The sequence below is a fragment of the Methyloglobulus morosus KoM1 genome, from assembly GCF_000496735.2.
Classification (GTDB): Bacteria; Pseudomonadota; Gammaproteobacteria; order Methylococcales; family Methylomonadaceae; genus Methyloglobulus; species Methyloglobulus morosus.
Window position 1 is genome coordinate 12,880 of record NZ_AYLO01000046.1, and the last position, 17,613, is coordinate 30,492.

General features: G+C 45.5%; 13 protein-coding genes. 4 read left to right on the forward strand and 9 right to left on the reverse strand.

From position 1 onward, the window contains the following. Positions 1-25: 25 nt before the first annotated feature. From mepA to MGMO_RS06515, 3 genes are read right to left on the reverse strand one after another with little or no spacing between them, the layout of a single operon-like run. Positions 26-865 (reverse strand): penicillin-insensitive murein endopeptidase, encoded by an 840-nt coding sequence (gene mepA, locus MGMO_RS06505; protein WP_023494244.1) that lies wholly within the window; start codon positions 863-865, stop codon positions 26-28. 37 nt (positions 866-902) lie between these two features. Next, positions 903-1,523 (reverse strand): guanylate kinase, encoded by a 621-nt coding sequence (gmk, locus tag MGMO_RS06510; protein WP_023494245.1) that lies wholly within the window; start codon positions 1,521-1,523, stop codon positions 903-905. Positions 1,524-1,563: 40 nt separating this feature from the next. Next, positions 1,564-2,427 carry a YicC/YloC family endoribonuclease gene (locus MGMO_RS06515; RefSeq protein ID WP_023494246.1) on the reverse strand — a complete coding sequence of 288 codons (864 nt, stop codon included), beginning with the start codon at positions 2,425-2,427 and terminating at the stop codon, positions 1,564-1,566. 41 nt (positions 2,428-2,468) lie between these two features. Here MGMO_RS06515 and MGMO_RS06520 point away from each other — a divergent pair, with 41 nt between their 5' ends. Both MGMO_RS06520 and rph read left to right on the forward strand, forming a co-directional pair. After that, positions 2,469-3,368 carry a serine/threonine protein kinase gene (locus MGMO_RS06520; protein ID WP_023494247.1) on the forward strand — a complete coding sequence of 300 codons (900 nt, stop codon included), beginning with the start codon at positions 2,469-2,471 and terminating at the stop codon, positions 3,366-3,368. 73 nt (positions 3,369-3,441) lie between these two features. Beyond that, positions 3,442-4,164, forward strand: a complete 723-nt coding sequence (gene rph, locus MGMO_RS06525) for a ribonuclease PH (protein ID WP_023494248.1) — start codon at positions 3,442-3,444, stop codon at positions 4,162-4,164. Positions 4,165-4,203: 39 nt separating this feature from the next. Here rph and MGMO_RS06530 read toward each other — a convergent pair whose 3' ends face one another. Beyond that, positions 4,204-4,935 (reverse strand): pteridine reductase, encoded by a 732-nt coding sequence (locus tag MGMO_RS06530; protein ID WP_023494249.1) that lies wholly within the window; start codon positions 4,933-4,935, stop codon positions 4,204-4,206. Positions 4,936-5,198: 263 nt separating this feature from the next. Between MGMO_RS06530 and MGMO_RS06535 the strand changes: the two genes are divergently transcribed. Continuing rightward, on the forward strand, positions 5,199-5,864 hold the full coding sequence (locus MGMO_RS06535; RefSeq protein WP_023494250.1) for a Crp/Fnr family transcriptional regulator: 666 nt from the start codon (positions 5,199-5,201) through the stop codon (positions 5,862-5,864). Positions 5,865-5,943: 79 nt separating this feature from the next. On the opposite strand, the gene MGMO_RS06540 is transcribed toward MGMO_RS06535, so the two are convergent. From MGMO_RS06540 to MGMO_RS06560, 5 genes are all read right to left on the reverse strand, one after another. Beyond that, positions 5,944-6,285: a hypothetical protein gene (locus MGMO_RS06540; RefSeq protein ID WP_023494251.1), complete on the reverse strand. Its 342-nt coding sequence runs from the start codon at positions 6,283-6,285 to the stop codon at positions 5,944-5,946. Between the two features lie 19 nt (positions 6,286-6,304). After that, positions 6,305-9,670 (reverse strand): TonB-dependent receptor domain-containing protein, encoded by a 3,366-nt coding sequence (locus MGMO_RS06545; RefSeq protein ID WP_023494252.1) that lies wholly within the window; start codon positions 9,668-9,670, stop codon positions 6,305-6,307. 132 nt (positions 9,671-9,802) lie between these two features. Next, a complete protein-coding gene (locus tag MGMO_RS06550; protein WP_023494253.1) occupies positions 9,803-12,058 on the reverse strand; it encodes a CHASE2 domain-containing protein in 2,256 nt (751 codons plus the stop codon). 109 nt (positions 12,059-12,167) lie between these two features. After that, on the reverse strand, positions 12,168-14,072 hold the full coding sequence (gene ftsH / locus MGMO_RS06555) for an ATP-dependent zinc metalloprotease FtsH (protein ID WP_023494254.1): 1,905 nt from the start codon (positions 14,070-14,072) through the stop codon (positions 12,168-12,170). A 213-nt stretch (positions 14,073-14,285) separates the two neighbouring features. Beyond that, positions 14,286-15,713, reverse strand: a complete 1,428-nt coding sequence (locus tag MGMO_RS06560; protein ID WP_023494255.1) for a sigma-70 family RNA polymerase sigma factor — start codon at positions 15,711-15,713, stop codon at positions 14,286-14,288. Between the two features lie 641 nt (positions 15,714-16,354). On the opposite strand from MGMO_RS06560, the gene MGMO_RS06565 reads away from it, so the two are divergent. Beyond that, positions 16,355-17,290, forward strand: coding sequence for a Gfo/Idh/MocA family protein (locus tag MGMO_RS06565; RefSeq protein WP_036307151.1), 936 nt, complete (start codon positions 16,355-16,357; stop codon positions 17,288-17,290). Positions 17,291-17,613 lie beyond the last annotated feature (323 nt).

Sequence of the window (17,613 nt, forward strand, 5' to 3'; positions counted from 1 at the left end):
GAATAACGGCACAGAGATTAACCGGCTAATCCCCATAGAGAACCGCATCACATTCTTTAGGCAAAGGTATTTTTTTTGCTGGCGGTTTTTTAGACGGCTTTTTGGCATCCTCAGAAAACCACCAGGCGAGATCTGCTGCACCGCAACCCTGTCCTGCGGGGACAGGTTCTTGCTTTTCACAGTAGAGATTACCCGCTGGGCACTTCAAACGGACATGAAAATGGTCGTCATGAGCAAACCAGGGGCGAATTTTTTGCAGCCAATCATGGTTATTTTTATCTTCGCACAATTCCTGCTTGATGTAAGCATTAACAAAAATCCGGTCGACTTCTGGCGATCGTGCAGCAGCTTCAAGGATATGGCTGTTTGCGGGCGACCATTGAGCAGGATTGATTCCATTTGCGCTAGCGTTTAAAACCGAAGGCGCCCCCCAGCTTTCGCGTTCGTTAATGCTAAGTTCCCGTTTCCCCGCTTCCGGTGCGAGCAAATACCATATATCCACATCCAGGCCAGTCTGATGGCTTCTATGTCCTGACAGCGTAGGCCCGCCCCTGGCCATACCCAGGTCACCCACCAGCAATGTCCCTAAGCCTTGGGATTGTGCGGTTTGTCCTAGTTTTTCAATGAAGTTGACCAAGTCGGGATGACCATAATACCGATTCCTGGACAGCCGCATGACTTGGTAGCCTTGCCCCGTTCTGGCTAATGTTGCCGCACCGCTTAAACAGCCTGACGTATATTTGCCGATACTTTGGACAACTCTATTTCTAGTGGGCATCACGACCCGCGACCAAACCTCGGCATCGGATTGGGCTTGAACACTAGAAAACATAAACAACAATATTAAAGATAGTGTCAGTTTCATCGTGATGATCGCTAATTTTTTGAGTTATCAACTGAATTCAAGAAGACGACAGCAAAGCTTCTATCATTTTTTTTAGATTCCGTTGTTGCCGATCTTTGGTCAATCGGTTGGCAATAATGATGCTTTTCAATTCAGTTAATGCACGTTCAAAGACATCGTTAACCAGGATATAGTCGAACTCTTTGTAATGGCTCATTTCCGTGACGGCATCACGCATTCGTCTGGCGATGACGGCATCATCGTCTTGCCCCCGATCCTGTAGCCGTTGTTCTAAAATCCCAGTTGATGGCGGCAAGATAAAAATGGACAGGCTGTCAGGGCGTATTGCTTTTATTTGTTGCGCACCTTGCCAGTCAATTTCAAGAATGACATCCAAGCCGTCAGTTAAGTTTTGTTCCACAGTCGCTTTTGCCGTACCGTAATAATTATCGAATACCGACGCATGCTCCAGGAGTTCATGGCTATCCAATAAAACCTGAAATTCGGCTTGCGAGACGAAAAAGTAGTCTTTGCCATCGGTTTCGCCTGGGCGTATCGGCCTTGTGGTATGGGAGATAGAAACAACCAAATTTTCCACTTCGGCAATCAATCGTCTGACCAAACTGGTTTTCCCCGCCCCGGACGGCGCAGATATGATGTATAGCTTACCGGTACTCATTCTGTTTTTGTGTTGATTTGTCCGTATGATTGAGTTTCGACTATTCTATGTTCTGGACTTGCTCGCGTATTTGCTCAATAAGCACCTTCATCTCAATCGAGGTTTGTGTCATGTCCTTGTCCATTGACTTGGAACCCAGCGTGTTGGCTTCGCGGTTTAATTCCTGCATCAAAAAATCCAGACGTCGACCGACAGGTTCTGTGTTACCCAGCACTCGCTGCACTTCGTGGGCGTGGGCTGTTAATCGATCCAATTCCTCAGAAATATCCAACTTTTGGGTAAGGTAAACCAGTTCTTGTTCGAGACGGTCAAAATCGGGTTGTGCTGCAAGCTCCGTAATCCGGTCTGTCAATTTTTTGCGTAAGTTTGCAAGCACTTCCGGCATCCGCCGGTTAGCGGCAGCGATGTAACCCTGAATCTTGACGCAACGCTCTTCAATCAACGCTTTTAGCTGCTGTCCTTCCCGTTCACGGGCATCCATCAACTGTGCAACAGCCGCCACAACGAGTTTGTTTATCCCAAGGATGAGTTCGGATTTATCCAATTCGGCTTCTTGTTGGACACCAGGAAATGCAAGTACGTCCAGCGCAGAAAATGACATGGCAGAATGCATTTGCCCTTCGATCACTCGAGTAGCCGCAATCAATGCCGCCACTGCATCATGATCGAACGTAAAATTTTGGCGGTTGGCCTTGTTTTTAAAGCCTATCGCGCACTCTATTTTGCCACGGCTGATTTTTGCGGAAATCAGTGCGCGTAAATCGGCTTCCGCAAAACGAAACCGTTCAGGCAGTTTTATGGAAATGTCGAGATAACGGTGATTGACCGAACGCAATTCGCAACTTAACGCCAAATTATTGAATTCGACTTCCTTGGCTGCAAATGCAGTCATACTTCTAATCATTTTTCACCTATACTTATCGGGTTTCAAACTATCTAGTATTTATGGCTGACTACTACGACCCGGAAACTTATCCCCAACAGTGGAATTATCTTCAGACGGGCACCATTATAGACCAGTATATGATAGAGCGGGAATTGGCGCACGGAGGATTCAGCTCGGTTTATCTGGCCAGGCAGAAGTCAGACCAAGTTCAAGTTGCCTTGAAAGAATATTTGCCCAGGAAACTTGCCCACCGCACCTGGAACAATGTGGTGGTGGCAAACAGCAAGGAGACAGTCGCCATGTTCAAACGCGGACGGGCTTTGTTTTTTGAAGAAGCCAAAGTGCTGGCCTCCTTGAAACACCCCAATATTGTTGAAGTGACCAATTTTTTTAGGGCCAATGATACGGTATACATGGTCATGACTTACGACTATGGGGTGACCTTGGATAAACTCATACACAAAAAAATGTTTGCTATAACGGAAGAATCCTTATTGGCCGTGTTTGATTCGTTACTGGCAGGCATTAGCTATGTTCATGAAAAAGGATTTGTCCATCTTGACATTAAACCCGGCAATATCTTAGTTCGCCCTGGCAACGATGCCCTACTGCTCGATTTTGGCGCGATCCAAAGCCTTAGCGCCACCCATGCCCATAAATTGGATATTGTACTAACCCCAGGTTACTCCCCCCCAGAGCAATATGAAAGTAAGTCACAGATAGGGGTGTGGACAGACATTTACGCGATAGGCGCCAGTATGCGAACCTGCCTTGAAGGCAAAGCCCCTATTCCCGCACCTGAAAGGATTCAAAAAGATAACCTGCCCCCTGCTATCAAGGCCTTTGCCCAAAAACTTCCCGACTATTTGTTGAAGGCGATGGATTGGGCAATGGAACTCAAACCGGAAAACCGCCCACAAACTGTCGCGCAATTCAAGAAAGCCCTGCTAAAACCTTAACCGCCCAAGTAAAACCTAATTCTTGCCATTTCAGGTATACTGGCAGGTTTTAGACTGGTTAGGTGGAGTACTGATGAGACCAAGTGGCCGTAATGCGGATCAACTGAGAGAGATTAAATTTACCTGCGGCTTTACCAAACATGCGGAAGGTTCGGTATTGGTTGAGTTTGGCGAAACGCGGGTACTCTGTACGGCGAGTGTTGATGTCAACAATGTCCCGCGCTTCCTGAAAGGCAAAGGCGAAGGCTGGATCACTGCCGAATATGGCATGCTGCCCCGTTCCACCCACAGCCGGATGGGACGTGAGGCCAGTCAAGGTAAACAAGGCGGCCGTACGATGGAAATCCAAAGGTTGATAGGCCGTTCCTTACGCGCTGCCGTCGATATGAAAGCACTGGGCGAAAATACCATCACGGTTGATTGCGACGTGTTACAGGCCGATGGCGGCACCCGTACGGCTTCGATTACCGGTGGTTTTGTTGCCTTGTCCTTGGCAATCAAACACATGCTTAATAAAAAACAAATCAAGACCAACCCTATTCACGGACAAATTGCCTCGGTATCGGTCGGCATTTACCAAGGCATACCCATTTTGGATTTGGACTACGCCGAAGACAGCCAGGCTGAAACCGACATGAACGTGGTGATGAACGATGCCTCCGCCTTTATCGAGCTACAAGGCACGGCTGAAGGCCATGCGTTCAGGAAAGAAGAGCTCGAACGGATGTTAGAATTGGCAAATTCCGGGATTAAACAATTGCTGGAAAAACAACAGGTAGCATTGGGCAATTACTAGAAAACCGGCAATGGTAAGTGATGCGATAGACATTAACTCTCAGCTAAACAAAGTCCTCCCGCCGTCCACAGTAAGAATTTGCCCAGTCACATAATCGGCATCCTTAACCAAATAAAGCACCGCCTTGGCAATATCTTCAGGCGATCCGCAGCGTGCCAGCGGAACGCGCTGGAGGATTTCATCTTTACCTTGGCTGGGCAAACCGCTTTCAGGCCAAAGTATCGCACCGGGCGCAACGGCATTAACCCTGATTGCAGGCGCGAGTTCCTTGGCCAATATCTTGGTCATCGCCACCAAACCCGCCTTGGCAATGCAATAAGCGGAATGATCCGGCAAGCCACGTTCAGCATGAATATCGACGATGTTTAAAATGCAGCCATGGCGCTTTCCCAAGCCGTCAGACAAGGCTTTGACCAGAAAAAAAGGCGCCTTAAGGTTGCTCCCTAACAGGTCGTCCCATTGCGCTTCGCTTATGCTTGATATAGGCGTAGGATAAAACAAGGAAGCGTTATTGATCAGCACATCCACGCCGCCCCAACTTGAGAGGGCCCGTTGGGCAACCGCCTCAAGCTCCTTCATATCCAGCAGATTGCCTTGAACCACTTTTGCTGAATCGGGGCGTTTTAAGTTTAGCTCATCACAAAGTTGCACGGCTTCTTGTTGAGACGATTTATAATGCAACAAGACATTGCAGCCTTGGTCATGCAATAAACGGGCACAAGCAGCCCCTATACGTTTGGCAGCACCGGTAATTAAGACATTTTTTTCCATCGACGGCCTCCTTGAACCATGAAGACGATCCGCTCGCAACTCCGGCTTTCTTGTTTGCGATAGCCGCCCAAACATTAATAAATTACCCAATGCTACATTATCCTAGCATTGCTTGATGGCCGTTTAACGCAGCCCTATCTTTCAAATATTCTTACCAATTCAGAAAATCTTCGATGAATTGTGGGATTGGCTATACTTTACCTATAAAATTAGCCTTTAAAACAGCCTCAAAGCTAAAATCCATTCAATCTTAAGGTGCAACAGTGCAGAAAGAAGTATTTGCAGGGCTTAAAAAAATTCCTTTTCTATCGGGCTTATCTGATGAGGTTTTATTGTCCCTTGCCGAAAAAGCCAAGTCAGCAAAATTCCCCAAACAGGCGACGATCATCATGGAAGGCGATGAAACCAGCTCGCTATACATCATGCTTTCCGGCAAAGTGCGCGTATTTAGCAGCGATGACAAAAGCAAGGAAGTCACCCTCCTGATACAAGAACCCGGCTCCTACTTTGGCGAAATCGCGCTACTCAGTGACGAACCCAGGTCGGCTTCCGTTGTGTCCCTGGAAACGACAGTTTGTGCCGTCATTTCAAAAAGCGACTTTATTAGCTGGTTGATGGCAAACCCGGAAGTGGCAATCAGCTTATTGGGTGTGTTATCGGAAAAAATCAGGCATCTGACCGATAAGGTCAGATTGATGGCGTTGTCGAATGTCTATGAACGCACCGTCAAAGCCCTGCAAGCGATGGCAGTCGTCGAAGGCAATGTTAGCGTGATCCATAACCGCCCGACCCAACAGGAACTGGCATCAATGGTCGGCTCGTCCAGGGAAATGATCAATAAGATCATGCATGAACTCACCAAGGGCGGTTACGTGACTGTTGAAGATAAAACGATGATTATCAATAAAAAGTTACCTGCTTCCTGGTAAACTGAAACGATAATCTAGAAACAGTTACAATTGTATGGCCCAGTGGCCTTTCATACCTGCATGATAATCCAGGAATTCCTTAACAAGGCCCTTTACATGTAACCCATTTCCCGCCAACTTTACACCAATTTAATGCATTCAAAATCCTTATGCTCTGCTCGTCAAACTCTTCTGGGAAATTATTCATATGCCTTTCCGGCATTTTAAGAGAGACAACAATAAAGTCGGTTAATTCGACAGGCTCCCCTTTGGTAGTTTTAAAACAAGCGGGCTCGCCATTAATTAAGAGTTCCGCTTTTTTTCCATCACCGTTATAAGAAATCATAATAGAAAAATCTATAGGGGGAATTTTTTCAGCAGAGTTGCCACCCATTTCTATAATGGCTACATCTTGATCTGTTATGGTTGCATCGTGAAACATATTTTTCTCCAAGAAAACTTTAAAAATTAAGAGTAATACGCCCGAATACCATACGTTCCGGGAAAAAATCTGGGGAACGTTGTTCATTGAGTTGAAATTGTCGATCTCTATATCTAAAGTTAGTATCAAACAAATTTTTGGCTTCCAAGCTTATTAAACCATATTGCTTTTGAAAACGATAGCCGATGGCCGCATCAACAAGATAAAAATGACTAGTAAAATTACCTGTTCCATCTGGATTAATATCCGATGACAGAACCTTTTGATCAACATAGGTTCCTTTTAAGGTCGCAAATATACCGACTGGATGAAAAAACCGAATCTCAGTTGGAAGGTAAGCGGTTTCAACAAATCTCGGCAAAAACGGCGGGAAACTTTCACCACCTCGATAATTTTCGAAACGAAACTCGGAATTGAAAACCCAGTTTGTAAATGGCGCCCAATTAAAATAGAGTCGATACAACTCTTCTTTAGATTTCGGGAAAGTATCCTGGCTTATGGGGATCTTTAAATCCCGCTTATAAAACTCAATTCCAGCATATACATTTTTATGCATATGGGTATCCACACCCGCGCCATACTGCCAGGCAACTGTCCCATTGGTGTCATCAAAAAATTGGTTAAATCCTGCTACCTGAGTGGGCTGAAGAGTTTGATTATCTATAATTGCAGATTTAACTGATTTAAATGCCGCCGCTCTAAAAGTTATATAGTTATTTGCTTTCCAAAGAAGCCCAAATTTAGGGTTCAATTCACTTAGTCGCGCACCTGTGTCAAAACTACTGTCTTTATAATGATCGTAAGATAACCCTGCCGTAATATTTAAATTATCTAGTACTTTATAATTTGAATAGAGATAACCGAAATATTGTGTTGTATCGTAAAGGGAAGGAAAACAAGGTTTGGCGCTACAATCCAGCCTGTGGTTGTTGGTACGGAATGTACCTCCACCCGCAATAGCGTTTAGGTAGTTATTATGAAACAAATACTGTGTTTCTGCATCATAACTTTTTGTATTTAGAAATTGCGAATTAACGGTTTCATCTCGATCTGCATGTATAAATGACAGTAAGAAATCTGAATGCTGGGCGGGCGATACTTTTAAACCATATCTGTAACTGTCTTGATCAATTTTTCGATGATACGTCGGATCAAAATTATCAGCATTTCCTTTAAATTCTAAATCCCCATGTTCCGTTTCCCGATGACGGTATTCAGCCTGGACATTGACTTCTGGCGAAATCTCGTATTGTGCAAACACATTGTATATATCATGCTTTAGATCATTATTTTTTCTGAAACCGTCGGTGTTGTAATGCAACTGTCCCAAGCTATATGAAAATTTATTGATAATTCCCGACAATGCCGTTTCATCACCGAGGGTACTGTTTGAACCTGCTATACCCGTGGAAGTTAACCGTATGCCATTGCGTTCAAATAAACGGTTATATTCGTTGAACGAGGTATCATTTGGCCCAACCCCTTTAATGATATTTAAATCGGTATATGACAGGCTAGGCTGTATCGGGTTGTAATTAAGTGGTTGCAGCAACTGCGATTGCAAATGCTCGCTGGTGCGTGCAATTTCAAGGCGAGGCTTGGTCGCATCACTGTCTGACAATAGCCGATGCGCCGAATAATTGCTCGGATCAATAATCAGGGAATTCATCGCTAGCCGGTTGGCGACATCATCAAAGCCAAGGCCACTAAAGACACGTCCTAAGCCCGTTTGCCGCGCCGCCTCATCTTTATCCAGCAACAACTTAGAACGATATACTTGCCGATTGTCATTCAATTCAATTGCCTTCTGCATATCATGCAAGGCTTCAATCGGACGGTTGGTGGTTTGCTTGAGGATGGCATCGTAAAAATAAGGTGTTGGGTCTTTGGGATCCACCTCTTTGGCAATTTCGAATTCTTTGCCCGCATAGTCTTTATTTCTTAGTTCGTAATAAGCCTTACCCAAGTAACTGCGGATAACGGCATTGTTTGGATCTAGACTGACGGCAGTTTCGAGTTCATTCTTGCCCGCTTCAACATCGCCTTGCCTGATTTTTGCCAAACCTAGCCCTAGCCGACCTAATGGATCAGATGAGTCCAAGGCCAGCGCTTGTTCAAAAACATGTTTTGCTTTTTCTATCTCTGTTTGTGCTAAGTTAGCAAAGCCTAGGATGGTTTGAGTCCTGGCGATTTTTGGGTTGAGCGCCTGGGCTTTCTGGGCGGATTTAAGGGCGGCATCGTGATCGCCCTGGGATAGCTGCAGTTCTGACAACCTTGCCCAAGCAAGCGCATTTTCAGGTGCCAAGCGGATGGCTGTTTGCGTGGATTTTAGGGCTTCATCGATATTGAAAAGCGACTGGTAAGCGTAAGACTGGGCGATAAAGGCGACCGGGGATTGTGGATTGACGGCAATGGCTTTGTTGGCGTTGTCGATAGCGACTTGCTGCTTATTTTTAGCGACGGCGATAACAGCTTGCAGGGCGAATGCGTCGCTGTTATTGGGTTCCAAGCTTTGCGCTTGTTGGATAAGCGGCTGCGCTTCATCAACCCTGCCGACGGTGAGCAATAAGGCGGCTTTTAGGGTCAAATAATTGGCATTTTGTCGGGCAGTTGGAATTTCATCAAGCCTTGCTAAGGCTAACTGGCTGTCGCCGTCATGGTAAACAGCCAATGCACCATTGAGCTGGCTATCAACCCCCGCGCGACGTTTCGTTTCTTCAATGATAGGCGGATAATACAATGACCATTGCACGGTATCTTCCGGCGTTATCTTGATCGCCTGGACTTGGGGTCGGCTTTTTGCTTCGGCAATGCCTTTATACCCTTTGTTTATCGTTATTTTTCCTGCGGCGTTTTCTCCTGAAACCTTCCCGTCAAAAACAGAAATTTCTGTACTTTTGCTGGATACTGCAACCAAAAATTCAGTGCCTTCATGGACAGCATTAATGAAAGGCGTATTGACATCTAGGTTTTGCGGTTGGCGGCTTCTGAAAAATGCAGCCCCTTTTAACAAATTGACAAACCAAGAAGCCGCTTTTTCCTGCGGGGCAGAAAAAGTCATTGTCGTGTTTTGGTCAACCGTGAGCACTGCGCCGCTTGTCAAGCCGAGTGTTGCTCGACTCCACTTTGCGGTACGTAACGTATCACCGGGGCAAAGCATATCGTTGGCATGGGTGCTTTTCCAGCCCAAAGCGCCAAAACCCAGCACATCGACTTTACCTTGCGCCGATGCAATTTTAGCAATCGGCTGGGAACACGCAGCCGAAGCTATAGTAGCGTACGGCACCATCAAGTAAGTCGCCAAAAAAAATAGGGCGATCCGATTTTTGCGCATTTCGTTTTTGTTGCACAGGCGTTTAATCACTAATATAAGGGCACTAAACATTTCCGTATTTCCTAAAATTAGGTTTTTGTGAAACAGGTATGTTTCTAGGAAAACCTACGGCTTTTCGCTCGCTTTGAGGCCAATAACCACTCAGCTTTTTTCCTAACGCTGAAGTGAACCATACTGCCCGACTCAATGCAAAAAAGCGTTAATATTACCCACATCAATAACTACGGCATGTTCTTTGCTTTGGCTATTCCCGCTATTTTGGTTTTCTGATACAGAGAATAGTTGATTTTCTAAATAACGTATATAAAAACGGGTTGTCCCGTCATGGGGGTGGCTCTCATTGATGGCACGAAATTTTTCTAATGCATGCTGCCATTGCCTAGCTTTAAACAAATCCAGCGCATGGGCGAAAGTCGCTGCAAACTGTGGCCAGTTTGTGTCTATGTTAGAAATTTCATCAATGGTGCAGATCAATTCAAAAATAGTCACTGGCTGAATTTTGCCTTTCAACAAAAACGTGCCTATTTCCCTGCTAAAAAACCCCTGCAACCCATTCAGCACTGGCTCAGACACAAGGATCTGTGTGCCTAGCAGCTTATTTAAACCTTCGATACGCGTTGACGTGTTGACGGTGTCGCCGACAGCGCGGTATTCATAGTGCTCCTCAGCACCGACATTGCCCAAGCGCATTTCCCCAAAATGCAATCCCATACGTGTTGCCAACTGGTAGTCACAGTTATCATTGAAACGGGCAATGGCCGTTTTGATTTCCAGGGCAGCATGGCAAGCATTCAACCTGAGTTTAGTGTCTATTTTTTGCGCCGCCCAAACCGCCAGCATGGCATCGCCAATAACGTCGGAAATCATGCCTTTCCGGCTTTTTACCCGTGGAAAGATAGTCCCGTAATAATCGTTCATTAGCTTATGTAGCTCAAGTGGGCTTATCGTTTCCGACAAGCCAGTGTATTGGCCCGCATCGGTCGCCATACAAACGCCCTGCATCAACACCCCAAACTGGTTCATACCTTCTGGATTACGGGTATTGATGGCAAATACTTCTTTTGGCAAGTAACGCTCGGAAACTTTTCTAATTTTGATAAAGTAAGTTGTTGATTGCCATAACAATACGCATAAGACCTGTAGGGTAGGGATAGCCAAGGGCATCCAGATATTTTCGGATGCAAACAACAATAGGCTGTAACCCAAATAAATGGCTGTCAACAGAAATGCCACGACCACGGAGGATTTATAAGAAAATAACCGAAAAGTGCTGCTTAGCAATATCCCCCAAACCAGAATTAAAATCGCTTGATTGGTTTTAGACAGCGGTTTCAACCAAGATTGATCGATCAGATTTGCGGCTGCCGTAGCAGCAATTTCAATAGGGCTGATTACTTTACCGCTTGTTTTTGAATAGGCCGTATAGAATCCTTGTTGTTTTTCCGGCTCCATACTGTCTGAATAGCCAACCAATACGATTTTGTCACGAAATAGTTTCGGCCCCAGTATTTCTGTCGTCAATGCTTGATAAAACGGCACAGTCGTAATCGCGCCCACATCGCCATAATGATTCAAATAAAGTCGTTCGTCGCTTTTCATCAGGGCGAACCACGCTTGTAATAGCTGCTTTAACTTCGCGGGGTATTGAGAATCCGCAATAAGTTGTCTCATTTGAATCAATGAGGACTCATCTTTTGTTATTGCCGTTTGAATGTCATGAAATATTTGTATCGTCCTAAATTTCTGGACTAGCTGATCGAACCTGTTTGGCAACGAGGCACGAAGAACGGGATCGGCCTGCTCCAGCAACTGTAGAATTTCAGGGTACGCTTCTTTGATGACAAAGTATTGAAAAACACTGACGGGAAATGTGGGGATATCCCCTGCACTGTGTTTGTAAGTCCAAAATTCCTTAACGGTTGATGATGTCTTGGGTATCGGAAACGGGGCCGTACCTAAGGCCGCTTGATTAAACAGAGGGATTGGCTCAATCACCTGTTCATAACGGATTTCTCCTTCCGCTAGGGAAGGCACTGTTTTTTGCTTTAAATAGTTGCTGAGGATGACATTTTTCTTTACTGCCATTGCATTTGCCAATTTCTGGTCACTTGCAGCTTCTCGGTCCTCACCAAAATGGATATTGAACGCAAGGATGGCAGGCGCTTGCTGGTTTATTTTGTCAATGAGTTGGGCATAAAATGAACGCGGCCATTTTTCGGGGTCATCTGGCAGGCGCAGGATTTCCGCCGAAGCTTGGTCGATAGAAACAATAACAATATCGGGAGGCGGAGGTAACGAACCCCTAAGCTTGAACAGCCAGTCCAAACCAAATTCTTCCTCAAGGTAAGTCCCTGCTTTTGTTTGGCAAAACAAAAAACCCATGATGCCGATTAACAACACGGAGAGACAGGTATTTATTATTTTTAGATAAGCCTTCATACCTGATATGTAAAAAACCCGAATAATTCTTACGGCTTAATCTTAGCATTTTTTAGCGCCATAATTCGGGCAAAAAAAATGGGGGCCGAAGCCCCCTAATGAGCGCACCTCAAACTTGCCCTGCAGGTTTGGTTAAATCTGGTTTACCAGCGGTCGATTCCTGCTTTAATGAATCGTCCGGTTTGTCTGACGAATCATTGTTATCGGCTGGCGGTTTTGGATCTTTGCCTGCCATCAAATCATCAATTTGAGATTTGTCGATAGTCTCCCACTTCATCAGCGCATCTGCCATCTTATGCAAGATACTGATATTGTCTTTCAACAGGGTTTCTGCCTTTTTGTAATTTCTGTCGATAACCGAACGTATTTCTTCGTCTATCTTGTCTTGTACTGAGTTAGATACTTTTGCTCCTTGCGAGGCGTAGCCCATAAATGGTTGGCCGCTTTCTTCGCCATAGACCAGTGGCCCCATAATGTCGGAAAAGCCCCAACGCGTTACCATGTTCCTTGCCAATTCAGTCGCGCGTTCGATGTCGTTGGATGCGCCTGTTGTCACACGGTCACCGCCGTAAATCATCAGCTCCGCAATACGTCCGCCAAAAAGGCTCGCAATCTGGCTTTCCAATTTGCGCTTACTTGCACTGTATTGGTCGCGTTCCGGCAAGAACATGGTGATACCCAATGCCCTACCCCGGGGCATGATGCTCACTTTATAAACAGGGTCATGGTCAGGCGACATTTCACCAACGATACAATGCCCTGCTTCGTGGTATGCGGTAAGCCTTTTGTCGTCTTCCGTCATAACCATCGTGTGCTTTTCGGCACCCATCAGGATCTTGTCCTTGGCTTTTTCCAGTTCGTTCATGCTGACTTTCTGTTTGTTGGTGCGCGCCGCCAGCAATGCCGCTTCATTCACGATATTGGCAAGATCGGCACCAGAAAATCCGGGTGTTCCCCTGGCGATATTCTTAAGCTCAACATCATCGCCCACAGGGACTTTCTTGATGTGGACGTTCAATATCTGTTCCCTGCCTTTGACATCAGGCAAACCAACAGTCACTTGACGGTCAAAACGGCCAGGACGCAGCAACGCCTTGTCAAGTACGTCGGCCCTATTGGTTGCGGCGATAACAATAACGCCTTCATTACCGGTGAAACCGTCCATTTCCACCAACAAGGCGTTAAGGGTTTGCTCACGTTCGTCATTGCCGCCGCCCAAACCTGCACCGCCCCGTTGTCGGCCTACGGCATCAATTTCGTCGATAAAGATAATGCAAGGCGCATGTTCTTTCGCTTGGGTAAACATATCCCTGACCCTGGATGCGCCGACACCGACGAACATTTCCACAAAATCAGAGCCTGAGATGGTAAAAAATTTCACGCCTGCTTCACCGGCTATCGCCCGTGCCAGCAACGTCTTACCGGCACCGGGCGGGCCCACCATTAAGATACCTTTGGGAATCATGCCGCCCAATTTTTGGAACTTTTGCGGATCGCGCAGGAAATCGACCAGTTCGACAACTTCTTCCTTGGCTTCTTCGCAACCAGCAACATCGGCAAATTTGACCGTCATCTTGTTCTCTTCCAGCATTTTGGCTTTGCTCTTGCCAAACTGCCCTGCCCCGCCTACGCCACCTTGCGTCCGACGCATGTAGATGATCCACACGACAATTAGCAGCAGCATAGGAAACCAGGAGATGAATATATCCATCATCATGGACCGTTGCACCGGCGGGATGGTCCTGATTTGGACGTCCGCATTCAACAGGTCATCAATCAGGTGCTGGTCGCCGGGGTTGAAAGTTTGCAGGTTTTGACCATCAGAGGTACGGACTTTGATTGATTGCCCGCTAATCTCGACACGATCAACCTGGCCGCTTTTGACTTTACCGATAAATTCCGAATAGGCCAGCGAATCCTGCACGGGTGGCGTGGCGTTTATCCTGTTGTATATTAAAAACGCGCCGGTAAACACAACACTCCAGAGCAATGTGTTCAATATATATCTCTTCATGATTACTTTTCTCCCGGCTTCATTTTAGTGAGGCCTATAGTTTTGATTTTCGCCGTTCTTTTTTGCATTGCTTTCAGGTTTAATATAGCCACAAAAAATACAAAAAGCTTGGTATTTTATAGGGTTTTCCAGCCGCTTAGTGATATTTTCATATTCTTCGCGCTATTTCAATTTCATTATCCAAAAATAAACATTAAATAAATGCCGATTGCCTCACAAAAAGCTCAACAGCTGTTCGCCGTAACGCATCCTGATCTTGTCCAATGCCACTACCTGGATTTGTCGCACCCTTTCCCTGGTCAAGTTCAGTTCAACGCCAATTTCTTGTAGGGTCATTTGCTCGTCAGTGCCGACCCCAAAATGGGAACAGAGGATTTTCGCTTCCCTCGTATTGAGCGCCTTGACGGCCGTCTTCACGATACTTTGTAACTGCGCCTCCGCAATCATGTTGTAAGAATGGTTAAAAACCTTTTGTTCCAGGAAATCGATAGGTGCAAAAGCCTGTTCGCTTTCGTCATCCTCAAACGCCTCCAAAGCTACGGCAGATTGAGAAATTGATAAGAGGCCGTTAACTTCATCATGAGATAACTGCATATATTCCGCTAACTCTTGAATGCTGGGTTCTTTCCCTGTCTTAAGGCTCAGCTCTTCCTTGGCGCGGAATAGCTTATTGATGGTTGCGATTTGTCCGCAGGGTATGCGCACCACACGTTCCGAACGGGAGAGGGCTCGGGAAATGGCTTGCCTGATCCAATAGCCTGCATAAGTTGAGAATTGAAAGCCTAAACGGTACTTAAACCTGTCCACCGCCTTTAATAGGCCGGTATGGCCTTCTTGAACCAGATCTTCAAAATCAAGAAAACTACCTCTATATTGGTTGGCTATGAATAAAACCAGCTTGGAATTGACTGTGGCCAAATTCTGACGATAGGCTAGCCAATGATGCTCTGCCAATACCACATCAGCCATCAGCTCACTCATTTCAGTTATTGATAGGAACAGATATTCCTCTTCGTGCTGATGTAAATCCATCGTCTTAAACTGCTCTGACAGGCTTGTTTTACCGTGTCGAGCCACGCCTTCCAGTCGCTTTAAGATGATTTCGGCATGCCTCTTTGCCTGAGAATTGCCGGGAGAACTTGAAGGCAAACTATTCCGGTCAAAGGAAATTCCTCTGTACTTAAAGGCGTAAACAACAATATCCACCACCTTAACCAAATCTTCAAAAGCAAAAGGAAACTGTTGTACAACCGACATCAATCGCTGCCGATTACTGGCGTAAACCTCCTCATTTTGGGCTTTGTCAGCAAATGCGAGCTTGACAGTTTGATATTGCTTTTTAATGTCTTCCAAAAACTCGTTATATTCCGATGCCACACTGGCATCGTCTTCTTGTTCATCCTTGTTCGGTGCTTGTTCATATCTGCTTAACACCCACAATGCCGTCACGGGAAATTTTGATAGGCCATGTATTAATTGATTTTTATGCGCTTCTATTTGCCGTGCGAGCTTCAAATTGCGGCTTTCAATACTTTCCGGCTCATTACTTGCTGGTGCGGGCTTATTGTCATCGATGGCTTTATTTGCAACGATACCTCCGTTCGCTTCCGGTACAGACATGTATTCAGTTAATAATCTCATGACCCAAATCCTCGCACAGTGACTTATAACTAGTGTAAGCAAGCCAAATATTCGTCCGACAAATTTACAGCAACATCGGACAGCCGTTGCCAAAAGTAGGACAATCTATTGACTATATAGTTTTAAATTTTTTTACAACATCCCAAACACAGTAAAAATACGATTTAGGCGTTTAGCACCCGTATAACCGATGCCACATATTTTTATTATAAAATCAATATGATATGACTGCCTTACTGTAAATAACAAAAACCTCATGGAGCAACTTTGACCCAGCTTAATTCCCTAAATCTTGAATTGCGATTTAATTTATCAGCAGCATTCTCTATTGTCAAACTATATTTTGACAATACATGGACAATATAAATATTTTTGGCTTTTTGTCCAAGTCTATGCGTTTAACTACCCGCTTAGACAGGCGCGATCAGCCTGTTCAAGACTGTTTAGCCAAAGACCAAGGGACGCAGAATGCTGAAATCGTGATGGTAATACGGGCCATAATAAGATGGTATCCATTCTTAAATGGTTTCTTGCATAAGCCCGCTGTATTACAATGATGGAAACCTTTCCTGTTCGGACAACCTCCACCAATGGTGGCCAATTTTTTGGGGCGCCCGTTAAAACAAATGAACACCAACCCTATGAAAAAACTCAAGTGTGCCGTGATTGGCGCCGGTTATCTGGGCAAGTTTCACGCCCAAAAATATGCTGCGTTACCCGATTGCGAGCTAGTCGCAGTCGTTGATATTAACAAAACCATTGCCAACCAAATCGCCGCTGATAACGGCACTAAGGCCTATACAGACTACAAGCCAATTCTCGGTGAAGTTGATGCCGTCAGCATCGTCGTCCCAACCACTTACCATCATCAGGTTGCCAGGGATTTCTTGTTGGCGGGCGCTCATGTGTTGGTCGAAAAGCCGATTACCGTGACCGTCGCCGAAGCGGATGAACTGATTGCCCTTGCCAGGGAGAAAAATCTTGTTTTACAAGTCGGGCATCTGGAACGCTTTAATCCGGCGGTATTGGGCTTGGAAAGGGACGAAAAACCGTTGTTTATTGAATCCCACCGCCTGTCGCCGTTTAATCCGCGCGCCAACGATGTCAGTGTTGTGCTGGATTTGATGATCCATGACATCGACATTATCCTGGCCTTGGTGGATTCGGAACTGGAACGTATCGATGCCAGCGGCACGGCCGTCCTGACGCAAGGCACAGACATTGCCAATGCCCGGCTATTGTTTACCAACGGCTGTGTAGCAAACGTAACTGCCAGCCGGATCAGCATGAAAGTGGAACGCAAGATGCGGATGTTCAGGCCAAGCTCTTATGTGTCCGTGGATTTCCAGAACCGCGTATTGACCAAGCATAAGACCGGCACCAAGGAAATGTTCCCCGGCATTCCTGAAATCGTCACCGAAGAATCGGTTTTTGAAAGCGGCGATGCTTTACTGGAAGAAATCAAGCATTTCGTCAATTGCATTAATACGGGTGCTTATCCTCTGGTTTCTGGGGAAGCGGGGCGGAGGGCGTTGGAAACGGCGATTAAAATTACTGAGTTGCTGGGTGAAAAATAAGCAATTAGACCTGAAATTATTATATAGCCTCGATGCAACACAGGTTGAGTGTTATGGTAAACTATATATAGCCTCTTCAGAATAAAGTATTAATTCTGTATTTATTTTGTTAAAAATGCGATTAATTCAATAGGAAGCGGCAAAATCAACGAACAACTATTATGCAATGGCGCATAGTAACCTCCAAATAACTATGCAATGTTGCATAGTATCCGAACTGATATGCAGTGGCGCATAGAACCCAAGATTTCTTGGGATTGGCAATCAGCCAAAAAATAAAATAACTAGTATTGATTAATAGCTTAACTTTCCATGTCAGCAAT